18 protein-coding genes are annotated in these 17,408 nt (G+C 36.0%); 7 read left to right on the top strand and 11 right to left on the bottom strand.

Annotated elements, in window-relative coordinates; genetic code table 11:
- Positions 1-40 precede the first annotated feature (40 nt).
- From LC087_RS15815 to LC087_RS15795, 5 genes are all read right to left on the bottom strand, one after another.
- Positions 41-352, bottom strand: a complete 312-nt coding sequence (locus LC087_RS15815) for a hypothetical protein (protein ID WP_226542763.1) — start codon at positions 350-352, stop codon at positions 41-43.
- A 178-nt stretch (positions 353-530) separates the two neighbouring features.
- On the bottom strand, positions 531-746 hold the full coding sequence (locus tag LC087_RS15810) for a hypothetical protein (RefSeq protein WP_226542766.1): 216 nt from the start codon (positions 744-746) through the stop codon (positions 531-533).
- Positions 747-819: 73 nt separating this feature from the next.
- Complete coding sequence (locus tag LC087_RS15805; RefSeq protein ID WP_226542768.1) at positions 820-1,836, bottom strand: serine hydrolase domain-containing protein; 1,017 nt, start codon at positions 1,834-1,836, stop codon at positions 820-822.
- A 125-nt stretch (positions 1,837-1,961) separates the two neighbouring features.
- A complete protein-coding gene (locus LC087_RS15800; protein WP_226542770.1) occupies positions 1,962-2,522 on the bottom strand; it encodes a GNAT family N-acetyltransferase in 561 nt (186 codons plus the stop codon).
- Position 2,523: 1 nt separating this feature from the next.
- Positions 2,524-4,290 (bottom strand): ABC transporter ATP-binding protein, encoded by a 1,767-nt coding sequence (locus LC087_RS15795; RefSeq protein WP_226542772.1) that lies wholly within the window; start codon positions 4,288-4,290, stop codon positions 2,524-2,526.
- 269 nt (positions 4,291-4,559) lie between these two features.
- Here LC087_RS15795 and LC087_RS15790 point away from each other — a divergent pair, with 269 nt between their 5' ends.
- Positions 4,560-7,583, top strand: coding sequence for an efflux RND transporter permease subunit (locus LC087_RS15790; protein WP_226542774.1), 3,024 nt, complete (start codon positions 4,560-4,562; stop codon positions 7,581-7,583).
- A 68-nt stretch (positions 7,584-7,651) separates the two neighbouring features.
- Entirely contained in the window at positions 7,652-8,044 is a 393-nt protein-coding gene (locus LC087_RS15785; protein ID WP_226542776.1) for a VOC family protein, read from the top strand.
- A gap of 51 nt (positions 8,045-8,095) precedes the next feature.
- Here the strand turns inward: LC087_RS15785 and LC087_RS15780 are convergent, their stop codons facing one another.
- The 3 genes from LC087_RS15780 to LC087_RS15770 form a co-directional block, all read right to left on the bottom strand.
- Positions 8,096-8,731, bottom strand: a complete 636-nt coding sequence (locus tag LC087_RS15780; RefSeq protein WP_226542778.1) for an FMN-dependent NADH-azoreductase — start codon at positions 8,729-8,731, stop codon at positions 8,096-8,098.
- A 110-nt stretch (positions 8,732-8,841) separates the two neighbouring features.
- Positions 8,842-9,300 carry a MarR family winged helix-turn-helix transcriptional regulator gene (locus tag LC087_RS15775; RefSeq protein WP_226542780.1) on the bottom strand — a complete coding sequence of 153 codons (459 nt, stop codon included), beginning with the start codon at positions 9,298-9,300 and terminating at the stop codon, positions 8,842-8,844.
- 62 nt (positions 9,301-9,362) lie between these two features.
- Positions 9,363-9,758 carry a DUF3885 domain-containing protein gene (locus LC087_RS15770; RefSeq protein WP_443111816.1) on the bottom strand — a complete coding sequence of 132 codons (396 nt, stop codon included), beginning with the start codon at positions 9,756-9,758 and terminating at the stop codon, positions 9,363-9,365.
- A 455-nt stretch (positions 9,759-10,213) separates the two neighbouring features.
- Between LC087_RS15770 and LC087_RS15765 the strand changes: the two genes are divergently transcribed.
- Both LC087_RS15765 and LC087_RS15760 read left to right on the top strand, forming a co-directional pair.
- Positions 10,214-11,128, top strand: coding sequence for an IS4 family transposase (locus tag LC087_RS15765; RefSeq protein ID WP_306019628.1), 915 nt, complete (start codon positions 10,214-10,216; stop codon positions 11,126-11,128).
- Positions 11,125-11,472 (top strand): hypothetical protein, encoded by a 348-nt coding sequence (locus tag LC087_RS15760; RefSeq protein WP_306019627.1) that lies wholly within the window; start codon positions 11,125-11,127, stop codon positions 11,470-11,472. Before LC087_RS15765 ends, LC087_RS15760 begins: the two co-directional genes overlap by 4 nt.
- A 125-nt stretch (positions 11,473-11,597) precedes the next feature.
- Here the strand turns inward: LC087_RS15760 and LC087_RS15755 are convergent, their stop codons facing one another.
- Positions 11,598-11,789, bottom strand: a complete 192-nt coding sequence (locus LC087_RS15755; RefSeq protein WP_226543266.1) for a DUF3885 domain-containing protein — start codon at positions 11,787-11,789, stop codon at positions 11,598-11,600.
- 69 nt (positions 11,790-11,858) lie between these two features.
- On the opposite strand from LC087_RS15755, the gene LC087_RS15750 reads away from it, so the two are divergent.
- Together LC087_RS15750 and LC087_RS15745 are read left to right on the top strand one after the other, a co-directional pair.
- Positions 11,859-12,236, top strand: coding sequence for a nucleoside 2-deoxyribosyltransferase (locus tag LC087_RS15750; protein ID WP_226543267.1), 378 nt, complete (start codon positions 11,859-11,861; stop codon positions 12,234-12,236).
- A complete protein-coding gene (locus LC087_RS15745; RefSeq protein WP_226543268.1) occupies positions 12,233-12,991 on the top strand; it encodes a class I SAM-dependent methyltransferase in 759 nt (252 codons plus the stop codon). The genes LC087_RS15750 and LC087_RS15745 overlap by 4 nt, the downstream gene beginning before the upstream one ends.
- Position 12,992: 1 nt before the next feature.
- On the opposite strand, the gene LC087_RS15740 is transcribed toward LC087_RS15745, so the two are convergent.
- Positions 12,993-14,816, bottom strand: coding sequence for a terpene cyclase/mutase family protein (locus LC087_RS15740; RefSeq protein ID WP_226543270.1), 1,824 nt, complete (start codon positions 14,814-14,816; stop codon positions 12,993-12,995).
- A 189-nt stretch (positions 14,817-15,005) separates the two neighbouring features.
- On the opposite strand from LC087_RS15740, the gene LC087_RS15735 reads away from it, so the two are divergent.
- Positions 15,006-15,779 (top strand): DUF817 domain-containing protein, encoded by a 774-nt coding sequence (locus LC087_RS15735; RefSeq protein ID WP_226543271.1) that lies wholly within the window; start codon positions 15,006-15,008, stop codon positions 15,777-15,779.
- Positions 15,780-15,849: 70 nt separating this feature from the next.
- Here LC087_RS15735 and LC087_RS15730 read toward each other — a convergent pair whose 3' ends face one another.
- Positions 15,850-17,025: a chromate transporter gene (locus LC087_RS15730; RefSeq protein ID WP_226543273.1), complete on the bottom strand. Its 1,176-nt coding sequence runs from the start codon at positions 17,023-17,025 to the stop codon at positions 15,850-15,852.
- Between the last annotated feature and the right edge of the window lie 383 nt (positions 17,026-17,408).

Below are 17,408 nucleotides of genomic sequence, written 5' to 3'. Positions count from 1 at the left end.
ATTTTCTTTCAAATGATCAAACCTTTTAGCCATTTCTTTATCAGACGTTGGATAACCAAGCAAGCTGTTCCATTAATCCAGCTAGTTGAGAAAGGTCATTTTTAGTTGATTCCTTGATTTTCATCACATTTATCCTTATTTTTTTTCCTTTTTCCATTATCGCTAGAATCGCAAAAACAACCCCTAATAAAAATAGAATTAATACAACAATTGAACTCAACCATTGAATATGTAGCACCCATGTATTGATAGCCTCTATTGAAAATAAAACCATAGATATTGAAACAAGAGTTTTATAACCTTTACTTTGATTTCTTTCCTCTTCAAAAAATAGATTTAAAAACTTTTTCATTACAATCATCTCCATCCAGCTCACCTAAAACTACTTCATGTAAATTATCTATTTAATTTTACCATTTTTTTAAAACTATAAATTCCTAATTAGTATTTATATTGGAAATTCTATATTTTTAAGGGAGAAATACAATTGATGATGGGAAGGAAAAGATAGTTTTTGTTAAAAATGCGTTTCAACAAAAACACACTAAAAAAGGACAACCATCTCCATCATAATTAGTGTGAGATGATCGTCCTTTAAATTTATTTGCATACAGTTTATCTTTTTTCGTTTTCGTCTTTCTTGTTCTCATATCCGTAAAAGCATATGGACTCCTTCCTGTTTCTGGATTTCTTTTTCCTTGTTTGCCTAACTTATCACGTAGTTTCTTAGCCTTTGATTTAGCCATTATTTTCACTCCTTAAAAGTTTTAAAAAACGAGCGAGGATTCCCTCACTCGTCTTATTTTATCATGAAATGTTTTACCTCACGATTAATTCTTCTTCCATTACTTTCATCATATCAAATGCTCCATCTGATTTGTTTGAACAGACAGCAAGTGTATGAGAAGAACTAGGATAATAAGCGGAATGAAAACTCACTCCTGGATCATATCCCATCACATGATATTTTAATAGTTGATTGTTCTTTCTCTTAATCCATACTCCATATCCATAATAGCCTTCCTCCCTGACTTGTACATGAGAGTTCAGCAACAAATCAGTAATGGACTTATTTAACAGTTGATGGTTAATAAGCGCTTCCCAAAACCTGATCATATCACACGCAGTGACATAAGCTCCTCCATCAGAGCCACCTTTAACTGGTAGAGAGTAAGTATTTGTCTTCCAAGATCCATCTTGAAAATCAATATACCCTAAAGCTGTTTTTTCCGGAAGGCGATCCATTTCAAAATAACCAGAATCGTTCATCCCAGCTCGTCTAAATATATTTTCTTCAATATAATCGGTGAAATATTGTCCACTAACCTGCTCTACCACTAAGCCTAGTAATATATAGCCCGCATTATTATAATGAAATTTTTCGCCTACCTTTGATTTCATTCCTTTATTCATAAAAAGGGGCAAGAAATCTTGTAAACTTCTAATATGATACATCGGCGTTTTCACCCAAAGTTCTTCAAAATCATCCATTTCATCTTCATCAAAGTAATCTGGAATACCGGACGTATGCGTCAGAAGATGATGAACCGTAATCTCTTCATCCCAATGAGAAAGGTCTATATTTAAGCAATTCTTCAGTTTCGTTTCAAACGTAAGCTTTCCTGCTTCAACAAGCTGACAAATAGAAATCGCCGTGAAAAGCTTACAGCCTGAAGCAATTCCAAAACGGGTATGCAGATGATTTTTAATTTGTTCAGAACGATTAGCGAAACCGTAGCTTTCTTCTATAACGGTTTTCTTATATTTATTCACCTTAATAGAACCAGAAAAGTCGATGTCCTTTTGAATTTTCGATAATTGTTGATTTAGTGTCATTGTCAATCTCCTTCACATTTTATTCTTATCTACTGTTTAGAGATTGCCTATGACTAGCAATCTCTTTATGCTCTAGTTAAAATCATTGCGAGCACCTCCTTCAAAGAAATTTATGGAATTAATAGTTACCTAACTTTAGCAAAAATACACGTATCTTTCAACCCACTTTTATCCATTGATCGTGCACTATTCTTCAAAATTCCTTCTAGCGGAAAATCTAAACGTTCGGCTACACGGCGACTTCTTTCATTATCAGAATCACATCGTATTTCCACTCTTCGCGCCTTTAATGTCTCAAAAGCGAAGTTCGTTATTCCTTCTACTGTCTCTGTCATATATCCTTTTCCACTTTTCCTAGAATCAATCCAGTAGCCAATTTCAAACTTAGGAATACTCCAATTGATTCGATGAAGACCAGATGACGCAATAAAATCGCCTGTTTTCCGATCAAAGACAAGAAGGTGTAAGTCTTCACGATTAATGAAATTAGTATGAGCCTCTCTCATAAACACTTCAAGATCTTCTTCCGTTTGCTGTTTTTGTGCAAACTCCATCCAAGGTTTAAGCTCTTGAATGGACGCTTGAATGGCATTAAATACAACCTTTCCATCTCCTGGATCGGGTCTTCGAATGAGTAATCTGTCGGTATAAAATTCATTTGGAAAATCTATCAATATTGGCTTCATATTAGCTCCCTTCTACTGATAACTGCTGTTCAACCAATTCTTTATATAATGAATGGAATTTCAGCAGCTGATGATGACTCCCTTTACCTGTCACCTCACCTTGTTCAAGAACAATTAACTGGTCTGCGTTCCTCACTGTCGCTAACCGATGAGCAATAACGAGTGTGGTTCTACCTTGCATCAACTTCTCCAATGCTTCTTGGACTAGCTTTTCAGAAGTGCTATCAAGGTGAGCGGTCGCTTCATCTAACAATAAGATTTCCGGATCACGTATCATGGCCCTTGCAATGGCTAAACGTTGACGTTGTCCTCCTGACAACCTAATGCCTCGCTCACCCACTTCTGTTTCAAGTTGGTCTGTTAAAGAAGCGATAAAACTCTCCAAGTTCGCATTTGCTACAGCTTCCTTTATACGTGATTCAGAAACATCTTCTAATCCATAAATTAAGTTGGATCGAATGGTTCCAGACATGATCGGTGATTCTTGGGAAACATAAGCAATTTTCTGACGCCAATCGGATAAAGACATGTCATAAATGGATTTTCCTTTATACGTAATAGCGCCTTGACTCGGTTCATAAAATCGTTCGAGTAATGAGAAGAGTGTCGTTTTCCCAGCCCCACTTGGACCAACAAAAGCTGTCATTTCACCAATAACCGCCCCAAAACTCACAGACTGTAAAATTTGCTTACTCTCTGAATAAGAAAAGGAAACATCATGAAAAGATAAAAGATCATCTTCTTTTATTAAACTGTCAGTACTCTCAACGCTCGGTTCAGGCTCTGCTGATAAAATTTGTTCTAAACGCTCACTCGCTCCTAACGCTTTTTGAAATTGCGTGAAAAAGGTGGCCAGTTGAGCAAACGGAATGGAAATTTGAAAAAGATAAAAAATGATCGCAACTAGAGCACCAGCCGATAATGTTCCAGCTGAAACGCGAATACTACCGTAACCAAAAATCACAACAAGTAAAAATAACATTAAACTCATCGTTAAAGGCTGAATGACCGCTGAAATTCTTCCTTCTTTTAAACCAAACTGAAACAGTTGCGTCATGCGTTTTAACCCTGTTTTCTTTTCTTGATTTTCTGCTAAAGAAGCTTTTACAAGGCGAATATCCGAAAGCACACGACCTAAATCTCCCTGAAAAGAAGCGGTTTCACTTTGAAGGGCACGTGACACTTTATACATCTTTCTTCCTAAAGGAATCATAATGAAACCTGCAACCGGGATGATAACTACCATTAAAATCGTCATTTTCCAATCAATTACAAGTAAAAATACAATTGAGCCTACTATTGAAATAATTCCTGAAATAAAGGGAATCAACTGAGATGTGATGAAGTCTTTTATAATTAATGTATCATTTGTCATTCGACTCATCGTATCACCAGATGGGTGGCGATCAAAAAACGAAATCGGTAAATGTAAAATCTTTTTCCAAGCTTCTTCTCGTAACGAAAGAACGACACGCTGTCCAATATAAATCATCGTATAAAGCGCAAACCCTGACATTAAAAGTTGAAGAATGAACACAACAGCTAATAAAATTATGGTTTGCTGGTTAAGAGAGTCTAAGTTCATTTCATCAATAAAATTCATCGTTATGAGTGGAACAATTAAAGAAAGACACGTCTCGATAATGACTAAAGTGACCGCGAATACGAGTAACCATGTTGACGGCAAGAATGTATTCATCATGTTCCAAAATCGTTTAATACCAATAGGTTGATTTGCTGCTTTTTCCAATGTCATCGTTCCTCTCATGTAGAAAACTTACCTTCATTATCGCATAATGGGGAATAAATGCCCATTTCCACAGCACCTATTTGTAAATTAGATATTACCTTTATATTAACAAATTATTAACAACGACCTAATTATGTCATATTTTCTCTACTAATCAAGTATACTATATATGTTGAGACCATTTTAGTTCAAAAAGTCAAATGATGAGGGATGTCTAAACGAAGAACTATATCTAAATCCAATCCCCACTTTCTACCTTTTCGAACACACATTTAAAGGAGGATTATATGAAGCTATTAAAATTTATTGTTCAACGAAAAATTTTAGTTATGCTATCGGTTTTGTTTATTGTTTTCGTCGGTACATACAGCACATTTAAGCTTGATAAAGAATTAATGCCTGATGTCTCCTTCGATATGGCCTTTGCTGCCATCCAAACAGAGGATCTTTCCGCCATTGAACTTGAACGGACCATTACAACCCCTTTAGAAAAACAACTGATTGACATGGAAGGCGTTGAAGAAATCAATTCTACCACGTCTAATGGAAATGTCATGCTCAACTTTACATTTGAACGTGGCAAAGGAGATGAGTTAACAAAAGACATTGAAGCCACCATTAACTCTTTTATTTCAGAAAATGATCGCATTCAAGATTTTGTCATCTCCAACGGGTTTGGACTCGAATATGAATTCTTCATGGATATATCTGGTGACAATCAAGAAAAAATGACGGCGTTTGCTGAAGATATTCTCAAACCTCGATTAGAAGAACTTCCTGAAGTAAAAGAAGTCAACCTTTCTGGTTTATTTGAAAATGAAGTGAATGTGACGTTTAATCAAGATCAAATCCAAGAGAAAGGGTTACTCATCACTGATATTATTTCGATTATTCAACAAGTCAATACTGAATCTACAATTGGGAACCTAAGTGAAGAAGAGGGCTCAACTACGCTTCGCTGGAACTCAAAACTGAATAGTATTGAAGATGTGGAGTCCATTAAGATTCCCGCAGAATCGGGCTTTATTACTCTGAAAGATATTGCAAAGATTAGCCTTGATCCAATTGAAAATCAAGCATTTGTTTGGAAAAATGGGGCAAAGGATTTGATCTTTATTCAAATTGCCCGTAGTAGCACCGTCACACAAATCGAAATGGCCGAAGCTATTCGAGAGGAAGTTAAAAACATAAAAGGGGAAAATTTAATTGACGGGTTTACTTTAAATGAGTTAGTCGCTCAGGCAGATTATGTTCAGGACTCCCTCGATAGTGTTACAAAAAATATTTTAATAGGAGCGGTAATTGCCTTTGTAATCATGTTCATCTTTTTACGCAATCTCCGCGCCACTATTATTATTGGTATTTCTATTCCGACTTCCATTCTGCTCACCTTTTTAACTATGTGGTTATTAGACTACAGTTTTAACATTTTAACTCTCATCGCCTTAGGATTAGGAGTAGGAATGATGGTGGATGCATCGATTGTCATATTGGAATCCATCTATCGGAAGAAAGAACAAGGTCTCTCAAATTTACATGCTGTATTAGAAGGAACGAAGGAAGTTTCATCTGCTGTTCTTGCCTCCATGTTGACCACCATTGTTGTCTTTTTACCAATTGGTCTTTTAGGTGGAGAAACAGGGCAATTTATGATTATGTTTTCAGTGGTCATAGCAATCACACTAATCAGTTCTGTTCTCGTTTCTTTCACAGTGATTCCTTCACTCTCAGAAAAGTTTTTGAAAGTTCATAAAAAGCAACGAGAAAAATCGAAAGAAGGTCCGATTGTAAGCTTTTACGGAAAATTAGTTTCCTGGACGGTCAAAAAGAAACGTTATAGCTTATCAATTATCGGATTATTCATTGCCATTTTAGTGACATCGTTATTATTTATCACAAAGATCCCGATGGCGATCATGCCTGATATGCTCAACCGTTATACAGAAGTTAATGTTCAATTACAACCAGGTGCTACACTAGAGGAAAAAGAAGAATTAGCAGAAGAAATCCACGAGGCCGTAAACGGAATCAACGATGTAGAAACCAATTATGTAATGGACTTTGGTCAAAGCCTTTATGTCATGATTAACATGACAAAAGACGATGACATCACGATGGAACAAAAACAAGTTAACGAGGAGATACTTAAAAACTTACGAGGAATTGATAGCGATTCCATTAAAGGGTTCCAAACACCAACCTCCGCTGGCGCTTCTCAGGCGATTCAGCTTCAAATTGAAGGAGAAAAATTTGAAGAAATCAAGAAAATTTCTTCTGAATTCACGAAGGAATTAGAAGAACTAGAGGGAATTGTTGAAGTCAATAACTCTGTTGATAAAACATCAATAGAACAAATCATCACCCTGAAAGAAGATGAAATTGATGAAGCCAACCTATCAAAAGGACAAATTAAACAATTTATCGAACAGTCCTTTTTAAATATTGAAGTCAGTACCATTCAACAAGAAGATCATGAGATCCCAATAAAAGTGAAGTGGGAAGAAGATACTACAACGACAGAGGACCTTTTAGATTTGAGTGTTCCAACTGCAGAAGGAACAAAAAAACTTTCAAACTTTATTGAACTGACTAGCGTTGACACACCAACTGAAATTGGCCATACAAACGGAAATCGCTATACCACCATATCGGCTGATGTGGAAGGAAGAGATCTAGGCTCGATCAATCGTGACGTGCAAGAAATCATTGAGGATTTTGAAACACCTGCTGGCTATCAAATCTCCAAATCAGGAAGCTTAGAGCAGCAAACAGAATTGTTTACTGAAATGCTAATCATTTTAGGTGTAGCTATCTTCTTAGTTTACTTTGTGATGGCTGTTCAGTTTAATCATCTCGGTCACCCACTCATTGTCATGTCTGTTATTCCAATGACGATTGTTGGGGTCATTTTAGGTCTGTTAATTACCCAACGAGAGCTAACCATTCTATCTGGAATGGGTGTGATTATGCTCATCGGGATCGTCTTAAACAATGCCATCCTTTTAATTGACCGAACCAACCAACTACGCAAACAAGAATATACGGTTAAAGAAGCACTTGTTGAGGCAGGAAAAAATCGACTTCGTCCGATTTTTATGACAACATTAACTACAGCAGGAGGGATGCTACCGCTTGCCTTAGCTTCAGGTACTTCCGGTAATTATCAGGCGCCAACTGCAACCGTCATTATATCTGGACTATTGTTTGCGACATTTATTACCTTATTATTAATTCCAGCCGTTTATCGTTTATTCAGCTTTAAAGAAAAACGAAAAACCTTACCTACAGCAAGTAAGGAACTGGAAATATAGAATACGAGGTTTAGCTTACATGTGGAAACTATACACATGTGAGCTATTTTTTTAAAGGAGTGTGAAACATGATTTTTGAAATGACTTTTCAAGTTCGAGTGACGAATATATCTGAAGGACATGCATGGTATGAAACATTATTAAACAAAAAACCTGATTTTATCCCTCACGAAGGCTTTGCGGAGTGGGAAATCATCCCCGGCTGCTGGTTACAAGTAGCAGAAGGAACCCCAACAAAAGGGAATGGACCATTACGTTTAGGTGTGACAAATATTGAAAAAGAGAAAGAGCGACTAATGGATAAATTGAATCTAGCTGCTTTTGAAATCTTTTCTCGAGAGGAAGTCCCCGTAAAATGGACAACTTTTGAAGACCCTTGGGGAAATCGAATAGGCCTTTTTGAGTACTTGGATAAAGAAGAAGAAAAGAAGAGAATGCAAGAAATAGTAGGGGCTAGTTAAACTAAATCGAGGAAGGCATACGGTAAAAAACCATATGCCTTCCCTTTATCATTAAAACGTATGCGCCAAATCCTTTGCCCTTTTAATCGCGTCTTCTTTAATTTGCTCTGCTTTATCAGGCATTGCCGCTTGCCCTTCTACAAACAGCCCTTCAAAGGAAGGTACACCTAAAAAGTTCATAATGATTTTTAGGTATCGATGACCCATCTCTATATCAGCCGCAGGTCCTTCAGAATAAACTCCACCGCTTGCTTGAATATGAAGAGCTTTTTTATCTGTCAACAACCCAACCGGTCCCTCTTCTGTATACTTGAAGGTTTTTCCCGCTATACTAATAGAATCAATATAAGCTTTCAGTACAGGTGGAAAAGAAAAGTTCCACATTGGAGATACAAATACATATTTATCAGCAGCAATAAATTGATCACATAATTCTGTTAAGCGTGATACTTTAGTTTTTTCTTGTTCTGATAATTCTTCAAAACCTTTACCAGATTGAAGCTTTCCCCAACCACTAAACACATCCGTATCTATAGCGGGAACACCTTCTTTATATAAATCTAAGTGGATCACTTCATCACTTGTATTTTTTTGCTTATATGTGTCGATAAATGCTTTTCCTACCGCCATACTGTATGATTGCGTATCATCATGCGGGTGAGCTGTAATATAAAGTACTTTTGCCATTTTAAAACATCCCTTTCAAATATATTCTTATCTATTGTTTTCTTAACTAAAATCTTTGATACATATTTCTTAAATTCAAGATATATAGTCCAAGAAGCTAGGCTTCTTTGTTAGAGTTGAAGTGTTTCCGCTTTATATCCAATTTTCTTTAATAAATCGATCATTGTATCTTTCTCTTCATTGGATAGTTCTGCAAATATTTGTTCAATAAGATGTTGGTGTTTAGGAAAGATTTCTTTCATTACCTGTTCCCCTTGTTCTGTAATAGAAGCATATGTTACTCGACGATCTTTCTCGCATGATATACGCTTAAGTAAACCTTTTTTTTCAAGCTTATCAACAACATAAGTAATGGTTCCACTTGAAATTAAGATTTGTTCACCAATTTTTTGTATTGGCTGATCGCCTTTATGATAAAGTAGCTCTAAAACAGCAAACTCAGTCATATTAAACCCGCTGGACCGAACGTCTTCGGCAACTGTTTGGGCAACTGCTTTATTCGATCGAAAAAAGACAACAAATAGCTTTAGTGCCAAATCGGCATCCTTCATGTTTCTCTCTCTGTCCATTTTTAACACCCTTCATATATATCTTGAATTCAAGATTATTATATAAGATGACAGGATCTCTGTCAACTTAAAAACAAATTGTCTATTTTTTCTCGATCATATTCGTGTATCCAACGATAGAACTTCACATAAATTGGCCTGATTGCCCCCGTATTCGTTGCGATGATGTCACAACCACGATCGTCATAAAGATGAAAGATTCGTTTTTTACTTAGATTAATGAAATAAACATCATAAGAGGAACAACTATGTTTTGGTACTGATTTCAATATTCGATGATTGAATCCAAAATCTTTATAGCAAATAGCTTCCAAAAGACGAGCATATCGAAAATCACCTTTCAGACAGCGAAGAACAAATCGGTTCGTCCAATAATCTTCATAACCGACTTTATCATGTTGAAAAACACTTGGTATATGTGTATGTTGTAACCCATATAGCAAATTTTTATCTTTTATAGAGGTTGTTCAAAAAGTCCTAAAAAAATGTCGGTTGAATAACTTTGTTGGTTTGCTTTTCCGCTCCTCATGTACCAAGAACGTACACTGTGAGTGCTCAAAGCTACACCGCCTCGTTCTTCAGCGTCCTTTTTCCCTACTTTTTGAACACGCACTTATATATTTTCTGTAAACATTTAATGGTTTTTTTAGAGGAATAGCTTCTTCACTATGAACATCTGTTACAAACAAAATTTGATCCTCATTGGAAAATGATTGATGAAATAACTGCATTCTTCTTTTATCATTAGCTTTGCATTAACTATTTTTCAAAATGTCAATACCTTTATTGAAAGAAAAAACTTAAATATTATTGAAATTATGGAAAATACAAGTCTTTTTAGGTATAAAAAAATCCTTTATAATTTGGAGAACAAGTAGCACATGTCCAAATCCAAACTATAAAGGAAACAAGCATGGACAATTGTAGCACACATCCTACTTTAAATAAACTACTAGAATTTTTAGATGAAGATACGTTTAAAAAAATAACCAACGTTCACAATTTAGATAAGTACATAAAGAAACTGACGACCTACTGTTTATTTCAGATTTCCATTGTTGCTCATATTCGAGAGATTGAAAGTTTAACCCATGTTTCTCTTTATTTAGAAGACGAGAAACAACTGCAGGAAATGATCAAACTTGATTCCATTAGTACTTCTCAATTATCCAGAAGGCTTAAAGCCATTCCTTCTTCTGTTTTTGAAAAGGTTTTTCGCCACCTTTTGATGAAAATTCACTCTCGATTAAAAAACAAGCCTATTATTCGAGAGATCAGTCGTTTACATGTGATCGATTCTTCTACGATGACCATGTCTCTATCTCAGTATCCATGGGCCACGTTTCGAAAAACAAAAGCCGGTATTAAGCTGCATCTTAAAGTCGTTGTGACAAAAGAAATGACCATTCCAGATGAGGTCGTGTTATCTCCTGCGAACCATTCTGATCGTTCTAAGATGGATTCGTTAGTGGAATTAGACCCTGATTGCCTTTATCTTTTTGATCGTGGGTATATGGATTATAAACAGCTTGATCACTATTGTTTTAAAGACATTCGATTTATTACAAGGTTAAAGAAGAACGCCAAAATCGAGTATTTAAATGAACAAGTGCCGGATCCCGAAAATCTCATTTTTCAAGACGCTGAAGTGTATCTTGGCGGTGAACAAACAGGGACAAAGATGATGCACACGGTTCGTTTAATCAAAACAAAGGATCGTGAAGGTAATGAAGTTATCCTCATTACAAGTTGTTTTGACTTAACCGCAAAAGAAATCGGTGACCTTTATCGATATCGTTGGAAAATCGAAACTTTTTCAAATGGATGAAGCAACATCTTAACATCACCTCTTTTTATGGAAAGAGTCCAAACGCCGTTTATAATCAAATTTGGATCGCTCTTATTACGTATTGCCTAGAGGTATTACTGAAGCTTTCCTTAAATGATGACGGTTCGCTACTAACCTTTAAGAGAAGACTGGAAACCTTATTATATCAGCCGTTTCATACATTTGTTAAAGCGCTGTTCAAAGAAAAAACCAGAACCTCCATAGGACGAAGGAAGCAAAATTGGGAAGTAGAATACAGGATGCTCGAGCAACAAGTACTTAGAGGGGAGGTGGACTTTTTAGACGAGCCAACAGGCGAACCTCTTTTTGTGCATTTTTCATAATAAAAGTATAATTATTTAAAAATATGGATAAAGGCTACTTGATGCAGAGGTTATCTTTTTTTAATTTTAAAAAGACGGAAAATTCAGTTATTAATAGTATTTGCGAATCAAAAGCTGCTTGATTTTTATTGTGAAGTTTTATGCAACGTTAATGTTCTTTTATACATTTGAGAGATATTTTTTTCTTCAAAAAAATCTAAGGAAGAATCAGCAATATCGAAGCGAATTCCAATGTCCCAAAGATGAAACAATGGTGGACGGAGGACTAAATCATCAAAGTGATTATTCAAAAAATAATTCAATTCCTTTATGGTCATTAACTGTTCCTTCTTTCCTATGGACATTACTAGTAATTTTACTATATTTTATAGGTAGAGGTGATTTTGATGAAGTTTTACATCGCATCTAGCTTTCAAAATAAACAACAAGTGATAGAGCTTTCTTCTATCCTTAAAGAGAACGGTCATTTTCATACGTACGACTGGACAAAAAATCAGCGGGCCAACTCGTTAAAAGCCTTAACAGAAATAGGAGAAGCAGAAAAGCAGGCAGTTCTTGATTGTGACCTGTTTATTCTACTCCTTCCTGGTGGAATTGGCAGCCACGTTGAACTAGGAATGGCTCTCGCTCTAAAGAAGACTATTTACATTTATGCACCTTCACAAGAATACTTTGATTTTGAAAATACGACTACCTTTTATCATGATCAAGGTGTTCAAATCGTTACAGGTCCTTTTCATGAGTTTATTAGGAGGTTTAAATGAATAATAACTTACAAGTTTACGAAGATCCAATTCAATACGACGATGAAAACAATCAATATACAAAAGACATTCCTCTTATAGAAGAATGGGGACAAAAAATCAAAAAAGGTCCCATAATCGACCTAGCATGTGGAACGGGAAGAGTAACCATCCCGTTAGCCAAGCAAGGCTACGAGTTAATCGGTGTTGATATTCATCAAGGAATGCTGGGCTTTGCTAATCAGAAAGCAAAGAAAGCAAATCTATCCATTCAATGGATAGAACAAGATTGCACAAAGCTACATTTAAAGCTGAAAAGTCCTCTTATCTATATGGTTGGAAACTCATTTCAACATTTTTTAACGAATCAAGCCCAAAACGAACTATTAACATCGGTTCGAAAACATTTAGCAAGTGGGGGAGTTTTCATTTTCGGCACCCGTTTCCCAAATGCAGAGGAGCTTCTCCCATCAAGTAATAAGGAAGAGTATTGGCGTTCTTACATCGACTCAAAGACGAAACAAAAAGTGGAGGTATATACGACAGATTCATATGACCCATTAACACAAATTCAAACATGTGAAGAAAAACATAAAAATGATCGGGGTTTCCAAAGAACAAAAGCAATTCGTTTACGTTATGTCTTCCCACAAGAAATGGAACGTACATTAAAACATAATGGATTCAACATTCTTCATTGCTATGGTGATTGGGATAAGAGACCTTTGGAAAAAGAAAGCCACAATATGATTTACGTTTGCACTCCTGAATCATAAATTAAGGTTTAATGTATTTATGATAATAATGACTTAAGGTTAATAAAGGATAGATTTCTTGATAACTATAATACCTGAAATACGTTAGATTCGGAAAGCCAGTACCTGTTGGATAACTGTTATTCAAGGTGTTCCTTAATAAAAGCTGGATTCCTTTTTCAATTTCATTCGTTGGAGTAGGGTGAATCGCGATTAAACTGTCTAATGCCCATGCAGTCTGTGACACTGTACTATTTGAAAGGCTTTTATATTTCCTATTAACAGAAGAAGAACAAGATTCACCCCAACCACCATCCGTTTGTTGGATAGACAAAAGCCAATCGTTTGCTTTTCTTACGCAAGGATTGTCAATAGACATGCCGACTGCACATAACCCGGTTATTGCAGTCCAGGTTCCATAAATATAACTAACTCCCCATTTCCCATACCAAGAACCATCCTTTTCTTGGTTCCGTATTAACCACTTAATGGCTTTCATTATGGGGAAATCATCCTTTTTATAGCCTGCATAATTTCCTAAAAACTCTAGCGTTCTCCCCGTTAAATCAGCCGAAGAAGCATCTAATGCCCCATCTTTCACATTTTCAATTGGTAGGCGGGCGATGAAAAAGTGATCCACATTTTTTTCAAAAGCAGCCCATCCTCCATCGTCATTTTGCATCGAGATGACCCAATGCAACCCTTTTTTCCATATTCGATCGATTTCCGGGTCTTTTTTTGATTGATGGTTTAGAGCGCGTAGTGCAGCTGTCGTATCATCAATATCTGGATGCTTCGTATTCTCTTCTGCAAACCCCCATCCTCCTGGAAGGACATTTTGATTATGAATAGACCAATCCGTCTTTTTCATATGTTGCTGGTTGACTAAGTAGTCCACTGATTTTTTTATAGTCAAATCAGCCTCAGGTACAGCCAATTCTTGTAAACTATAGGATAGTAATGCTGTATCCCAATTAGTAGATGGCGTATTTTGAATCACTTTATAACCCTTTAAATCACAAGCGTATTTTTTCAAGGATTCGATTGGTTTTCGGATAATACGATCCTTTCGATGATAACCGAGTGCTAACAAACTATAAATCATTAAAATTGTCGCAGAAGCGTAATTATAAAGCGTACCATCTTCCTCTGTTCTGTCTATCATGAACTTTTCTAATTGTAGAAGAGCTTTTTTTCGAATGGGATTTTTCAATCGTTTAATATTAGATGGGGAAGACTTTTTTATATTCCTAGAAGATATGATTAAGTTTGATAAATCTGGAGTGAACTCCGTTTGTATAGAGTAGTTTAAGTTTGCAAAGACCATTAATGGAGCAAAGTGAACTCTTGCATAGCAGCTTAAATCAAAAAAGTTTAGCGGTGCATATTGAGGTAGGAGAATGGTATAGATCGGGACAGGCAGTTTCCAATTATATTGTCCATTTACCGAAAACAAGCCTTTTGCTAAAAAATGAACCTTTTCTATTCCACCCATTGATAAGATTTGCTGTTCCGCTTTTTTCATATTGAGATCACTTTTTTTAAAGTAACCTGAATATAAAAGGGCATTATATGCTGAAGCCGTTGTCGTAATATTACCAGGGCTTTCATCCTCATAAAGCTTCCAAGCTCCATTATCATTTTGCTTGCTATAAATATATTCTGCCAAATTTTTTATAAACTTCTCATCCTGATCACGTACCGACCGAAGGGTGATAAGAAAAAACGCGTTATACAATACACCCGAATCACAACATAAATACCATGCACCATTGGATGACTGTTTACTTTGGATCTCTTTCACACGTCTTCTCATCTCCACAAGTAATCTATCTTGATCGATCAATTTCATCCCCCATTTCTTTCGCTTTTCTTTATGTTATGGGGGTTTGCTGTGAGTTGTTCTTTTATATCAATTTCAGATTTACCCTGTAACTACAAAGGACTTTCTGTTTTGTATCTATTTTGTTACTTTATCAAATCAAATAAGCTATATAATTTGACACTTATAATAAAAAATTATAAGGGTGAATTTATGAAGTCTTTTATTATTTTTGGCATTGAGCAAGCAAAATCTTGTCTTTTTCCAGTCGTCATTTTCCTGACCCTTGCAGTAACGAAGTTCATAGATATTCCTTACATAGCACGATACGACCTAATACTGATTATTTTCCTTATTACACAAGTGTTAATGGTTATCACTAAAATGGAAACGGTAGATGAGCTAAAAGTTATTTGTGTCTTTCATCTCATCGGACTTGCCTTAGAGATTTATAAAGTTCATATGGGGTCATGGAGTTATCCTGAAGAAGCAGTCACAAAAATTCGGGGAGTGCCTTTATATAGCGGCTTTATGTATGCAAGTGTCGCTAGTTATATGTGTCAAGCATGGAGAAGATTGCATTTGAAATTGTCCAATTGGCCACCGACCTGGATGGTTGTCATCCTTAGTGCCAGTATTTATTTCAACTTCTATACACACCATTACCTATACGATTTTCGATGGATTTTAAAGATATTGACACTATTGATTTTCTTTAAAACATTCGTTTATTTTACAGTCAATAAACGATCGTATTCAATGCCTTTAGCATTATCATTTGTTTTAATTGGGTTTTTCATTTGGATTGCTGAAAATATTGCGACTTACTTCAGCGCTTGGCAGTATCCAAATCAACAACAGCAATGGGAAATCGTCCATATAGGAAAGATTAGTTCCTGGTTATTACTCGTTATCGTGAGCTTTTTAATTGTAGCCTCTTTAAAACATGTAAAAGAAAAACGTACAATAAAAAGTTTAAACGAATAAGAGATTAATAATAGCCTGTCCCTCTTCTGGGAAACAGGCTACACATTCTTCTAATCATTTTCCTCCTTTATCATAATCCAATTAAAAAACCACCTACTGCACCTAACAAAACAATGATCCATGGAGCCATTTTATAATAAACAAGTAACGTAAAGAGAATGGCAGCTAAAGCAAAATCAATTGGAGATTTGATTGAACTAGTAAAGATCGGTTGGTAAAAAGCTGAAATTAAAATCCCTACAACGGCGGCATTGACACCCATTAATGCCCCTTTCATTTTAGGGTTTTGACGAAGAGAATTCCAGAAGGGTAATGCTGCAAAAATTAATAGAAATGCTGGTAAGAAAATAGCCACGATTCCTAGGAGTCCACCTTGCCAACCGCCTACGACTGCACCGATATAAGCTGCAAAAGTAAAAAGTGGTCCTGGAACAGCTTGAGCCGCACCATAACCAGTTAAAAATTGTTGTTCTGTCAACCAACCAGTCGCGACAAATTCCTGTTGAAGAAGAGGTAAAACAACATGTCCTCCTCCAAAAACGAGTGCTCCTGAACGATAAAATTGATCAAATAAAGCAATCCATTTAGAAGAAGTAAGTTCATTTACAATCGGTAAGAATATGAGTAGCGCTATGAAAAGACCAATGCTCCCCAAAGCAAACCTGCGAGAAATTGGAAAGTTCATCCTTTCATTCTGCTCATGCTTCACTTTTTGAAACATCATTACACCAATGATAGCAGCGATGATAATCACAGTAACTTGGGTAAAGGCTGACTGCCAAACAAGGGTCACAACTAACGCAACTAACGCAATCGTTTTCCTCTGTAAATCGGGCGTTAACTTTTTTCCCATTCCGATAATGGCATGAGCAACTACTACTACGGCAACTATTTTCAATCCATTGATCCAACCTGCTTCTACTAAGCCTGTTCCTTGTATCACTAGAGCAAAAATAATTAAAGCAAGAGCTGATGGAAGAGTAAAACCAAGAAAGGAAATGAATCCTCCTAAAACTCCTGCACGAATGACACCAATCCCTATTCCAACCTGACTACTTGCGGGACCAGGTAGAAATTGCGCTAACGCCACTAAATCAGCGTAGCCTTTTTCATCCATCCATTTCCTTTTCCGAACGTACTCTTCATGAAAATAACCTAAATGTGCAACGGGCCCACCGAAAGAAGTTAGCCCTAAACGTAATGAAATCAAAAAAAGTTCAAAATATGATTTAATATCTCTTTTCATCTTTATGTATTCATTCCTCTCCTTTGTCTCTTAGCTTCATTATATGGAGAGGCTATTCATAGTGCAAACAACTAATCTATTTTTTCCTCCGTGTATTAAAAGTAAGGCTCCAATAATGCTCCCCTTTTAAAGCTAGTTGCATTATTTGAAACATCCAACAAATTGGGAACGAATAACAGGTGTTCCTCCAACAAATACATGATAAATAAAATCGTTTGAAGTTAATATTTCCATCATTTATTCTGGTACACCATTATTTTCCACCAATAACAAAGGTTCATTTAAGATAGCCGCTAAAACAAACCCCTTTAAAGCTTCCGTAAATCCTTGACCGTTTATTATCTATATCTTGACCCAGTTTAGAGACCATCATAGAAGCTGGT

It is taken from the genome of Bacillus carboniphilus, from assembly GCF_020524035.2.
Taxonomy (GTDB): Bacteria; Bacillota; Bacilli; order Bacillales; family JAIVKR01; genus Bacillus_CC.
This window is presented reverse-complemented; position numbering and strand designations above follow the sequence as displayed.

Bases quoted from the DNA above. Each gene is read 5' to 3' on its own strand.
- LC087_RS15815 (WP_226542763.1), bottom strand. From the start codon at position 352: ATGAAAAAGTTTTTAAATCTATTTTTTGAAGAGGAAAGAAATCAAAGT.
- LC087_RS15810 (WP_226542766.1), bottom strand. From the start codon at position 746: ATGGCTAAATCAAAGGCTAAGAAACTACGTGATAAGTTAGGCAAACAA.
- LC087_RS15805 (WP_226542768.1), bottom strand. From the start codon at position 1,836: ATGACACTAAATCAACAATTATCGAAAATTCAAAAGGACATCGACTTT.
- LC087_RS15800 (WP_226542770.1), bottom strand. From the start codon at position 2,522: ATGAAGCCAATATTGATAGATTTTCCAAATGAATTTTATACCGACAGA.
- LC087_RS15795 (WP_226542772.1), bottom strand. From the start codon at position 4,290: ATGAGAGGAACGATGACATTGGAAAAAGCAGCAAATCAACCTATTGGT.
- LC087_RS15790 (WP_226542774.1), top strand. From the start codon at position 4,560: ATGAAGCTATTAAAATTTATTGTTCAACGAAAAATTTTAGTTATGCTA.
- LC087_RS15785 (WP_226542776.1), top strand. From the start codon at position 7,652: ATGATTTTTGAAATGACTTTTCAAGTTCGAGTGACGAATATATCTGAA.
- LC087_RS15780 (WP_226542778.1), bottom strand. From the start codon at position 8,731: ATGGCAAAAGTACTTTATATTACAGCTCACCCGCATGATGATACGCAA.
- LC087_RS15775 (WP_226542780.1), bottom strand. From the start codon at position 9,300: ATGGACAGAGAGAGAAACATGAAGGATGCCGATTTGGCACTAAAGCTA.
- LC087_RS15765 (WP_306019628.1), top strand. From the start codon at position 10,214: ATGGACAATTGTAGCACACATCCTACTTTAAATAAACTACTAGAATTT.
- LC087_RS15760 (WP_306019627.1), top strand. From the start codon at position 11,125: ATGAAGCAACATCTTAACATCACCTCTTTTTATGGAAAGAGTCCAAAC.
- LC087_RS15755 (WP_226543266.1), bottom strand. From the start codon at position 11,789: ATGACCATAAAGGAATTGAATTATTTTTTGAATAATCACTTTGATGAT.
- LC087_RS15750 (WP_226543267.1), top strand. From the start codon at position 11,859: ATGAAGTTTTACATCGCATCTAGCTTTCAAAATAAACAACAAGTGATA.
- LC087_RS15745 (WP_226543268.1), top strand. From the start codon at position 12,233: ATGAATAATAACTTACAAGTTTACGAAGATCCAATTCAATACGACGAT.
- LC087_RS15735 (WP_226543271.1), top strand. From the start codon at position 15,006: ATGAAGTCTTTTATTATTTTTGGCATTGAGCAAGCAAAATCTTGTCTT.
- LC087_RS15730 (WP_226543273.1), bottom strand. From the start codon at position 17,025: ATGAAAAGAGATATTAAATCATATTTTGAACTTTTTTTGATTTCATTA.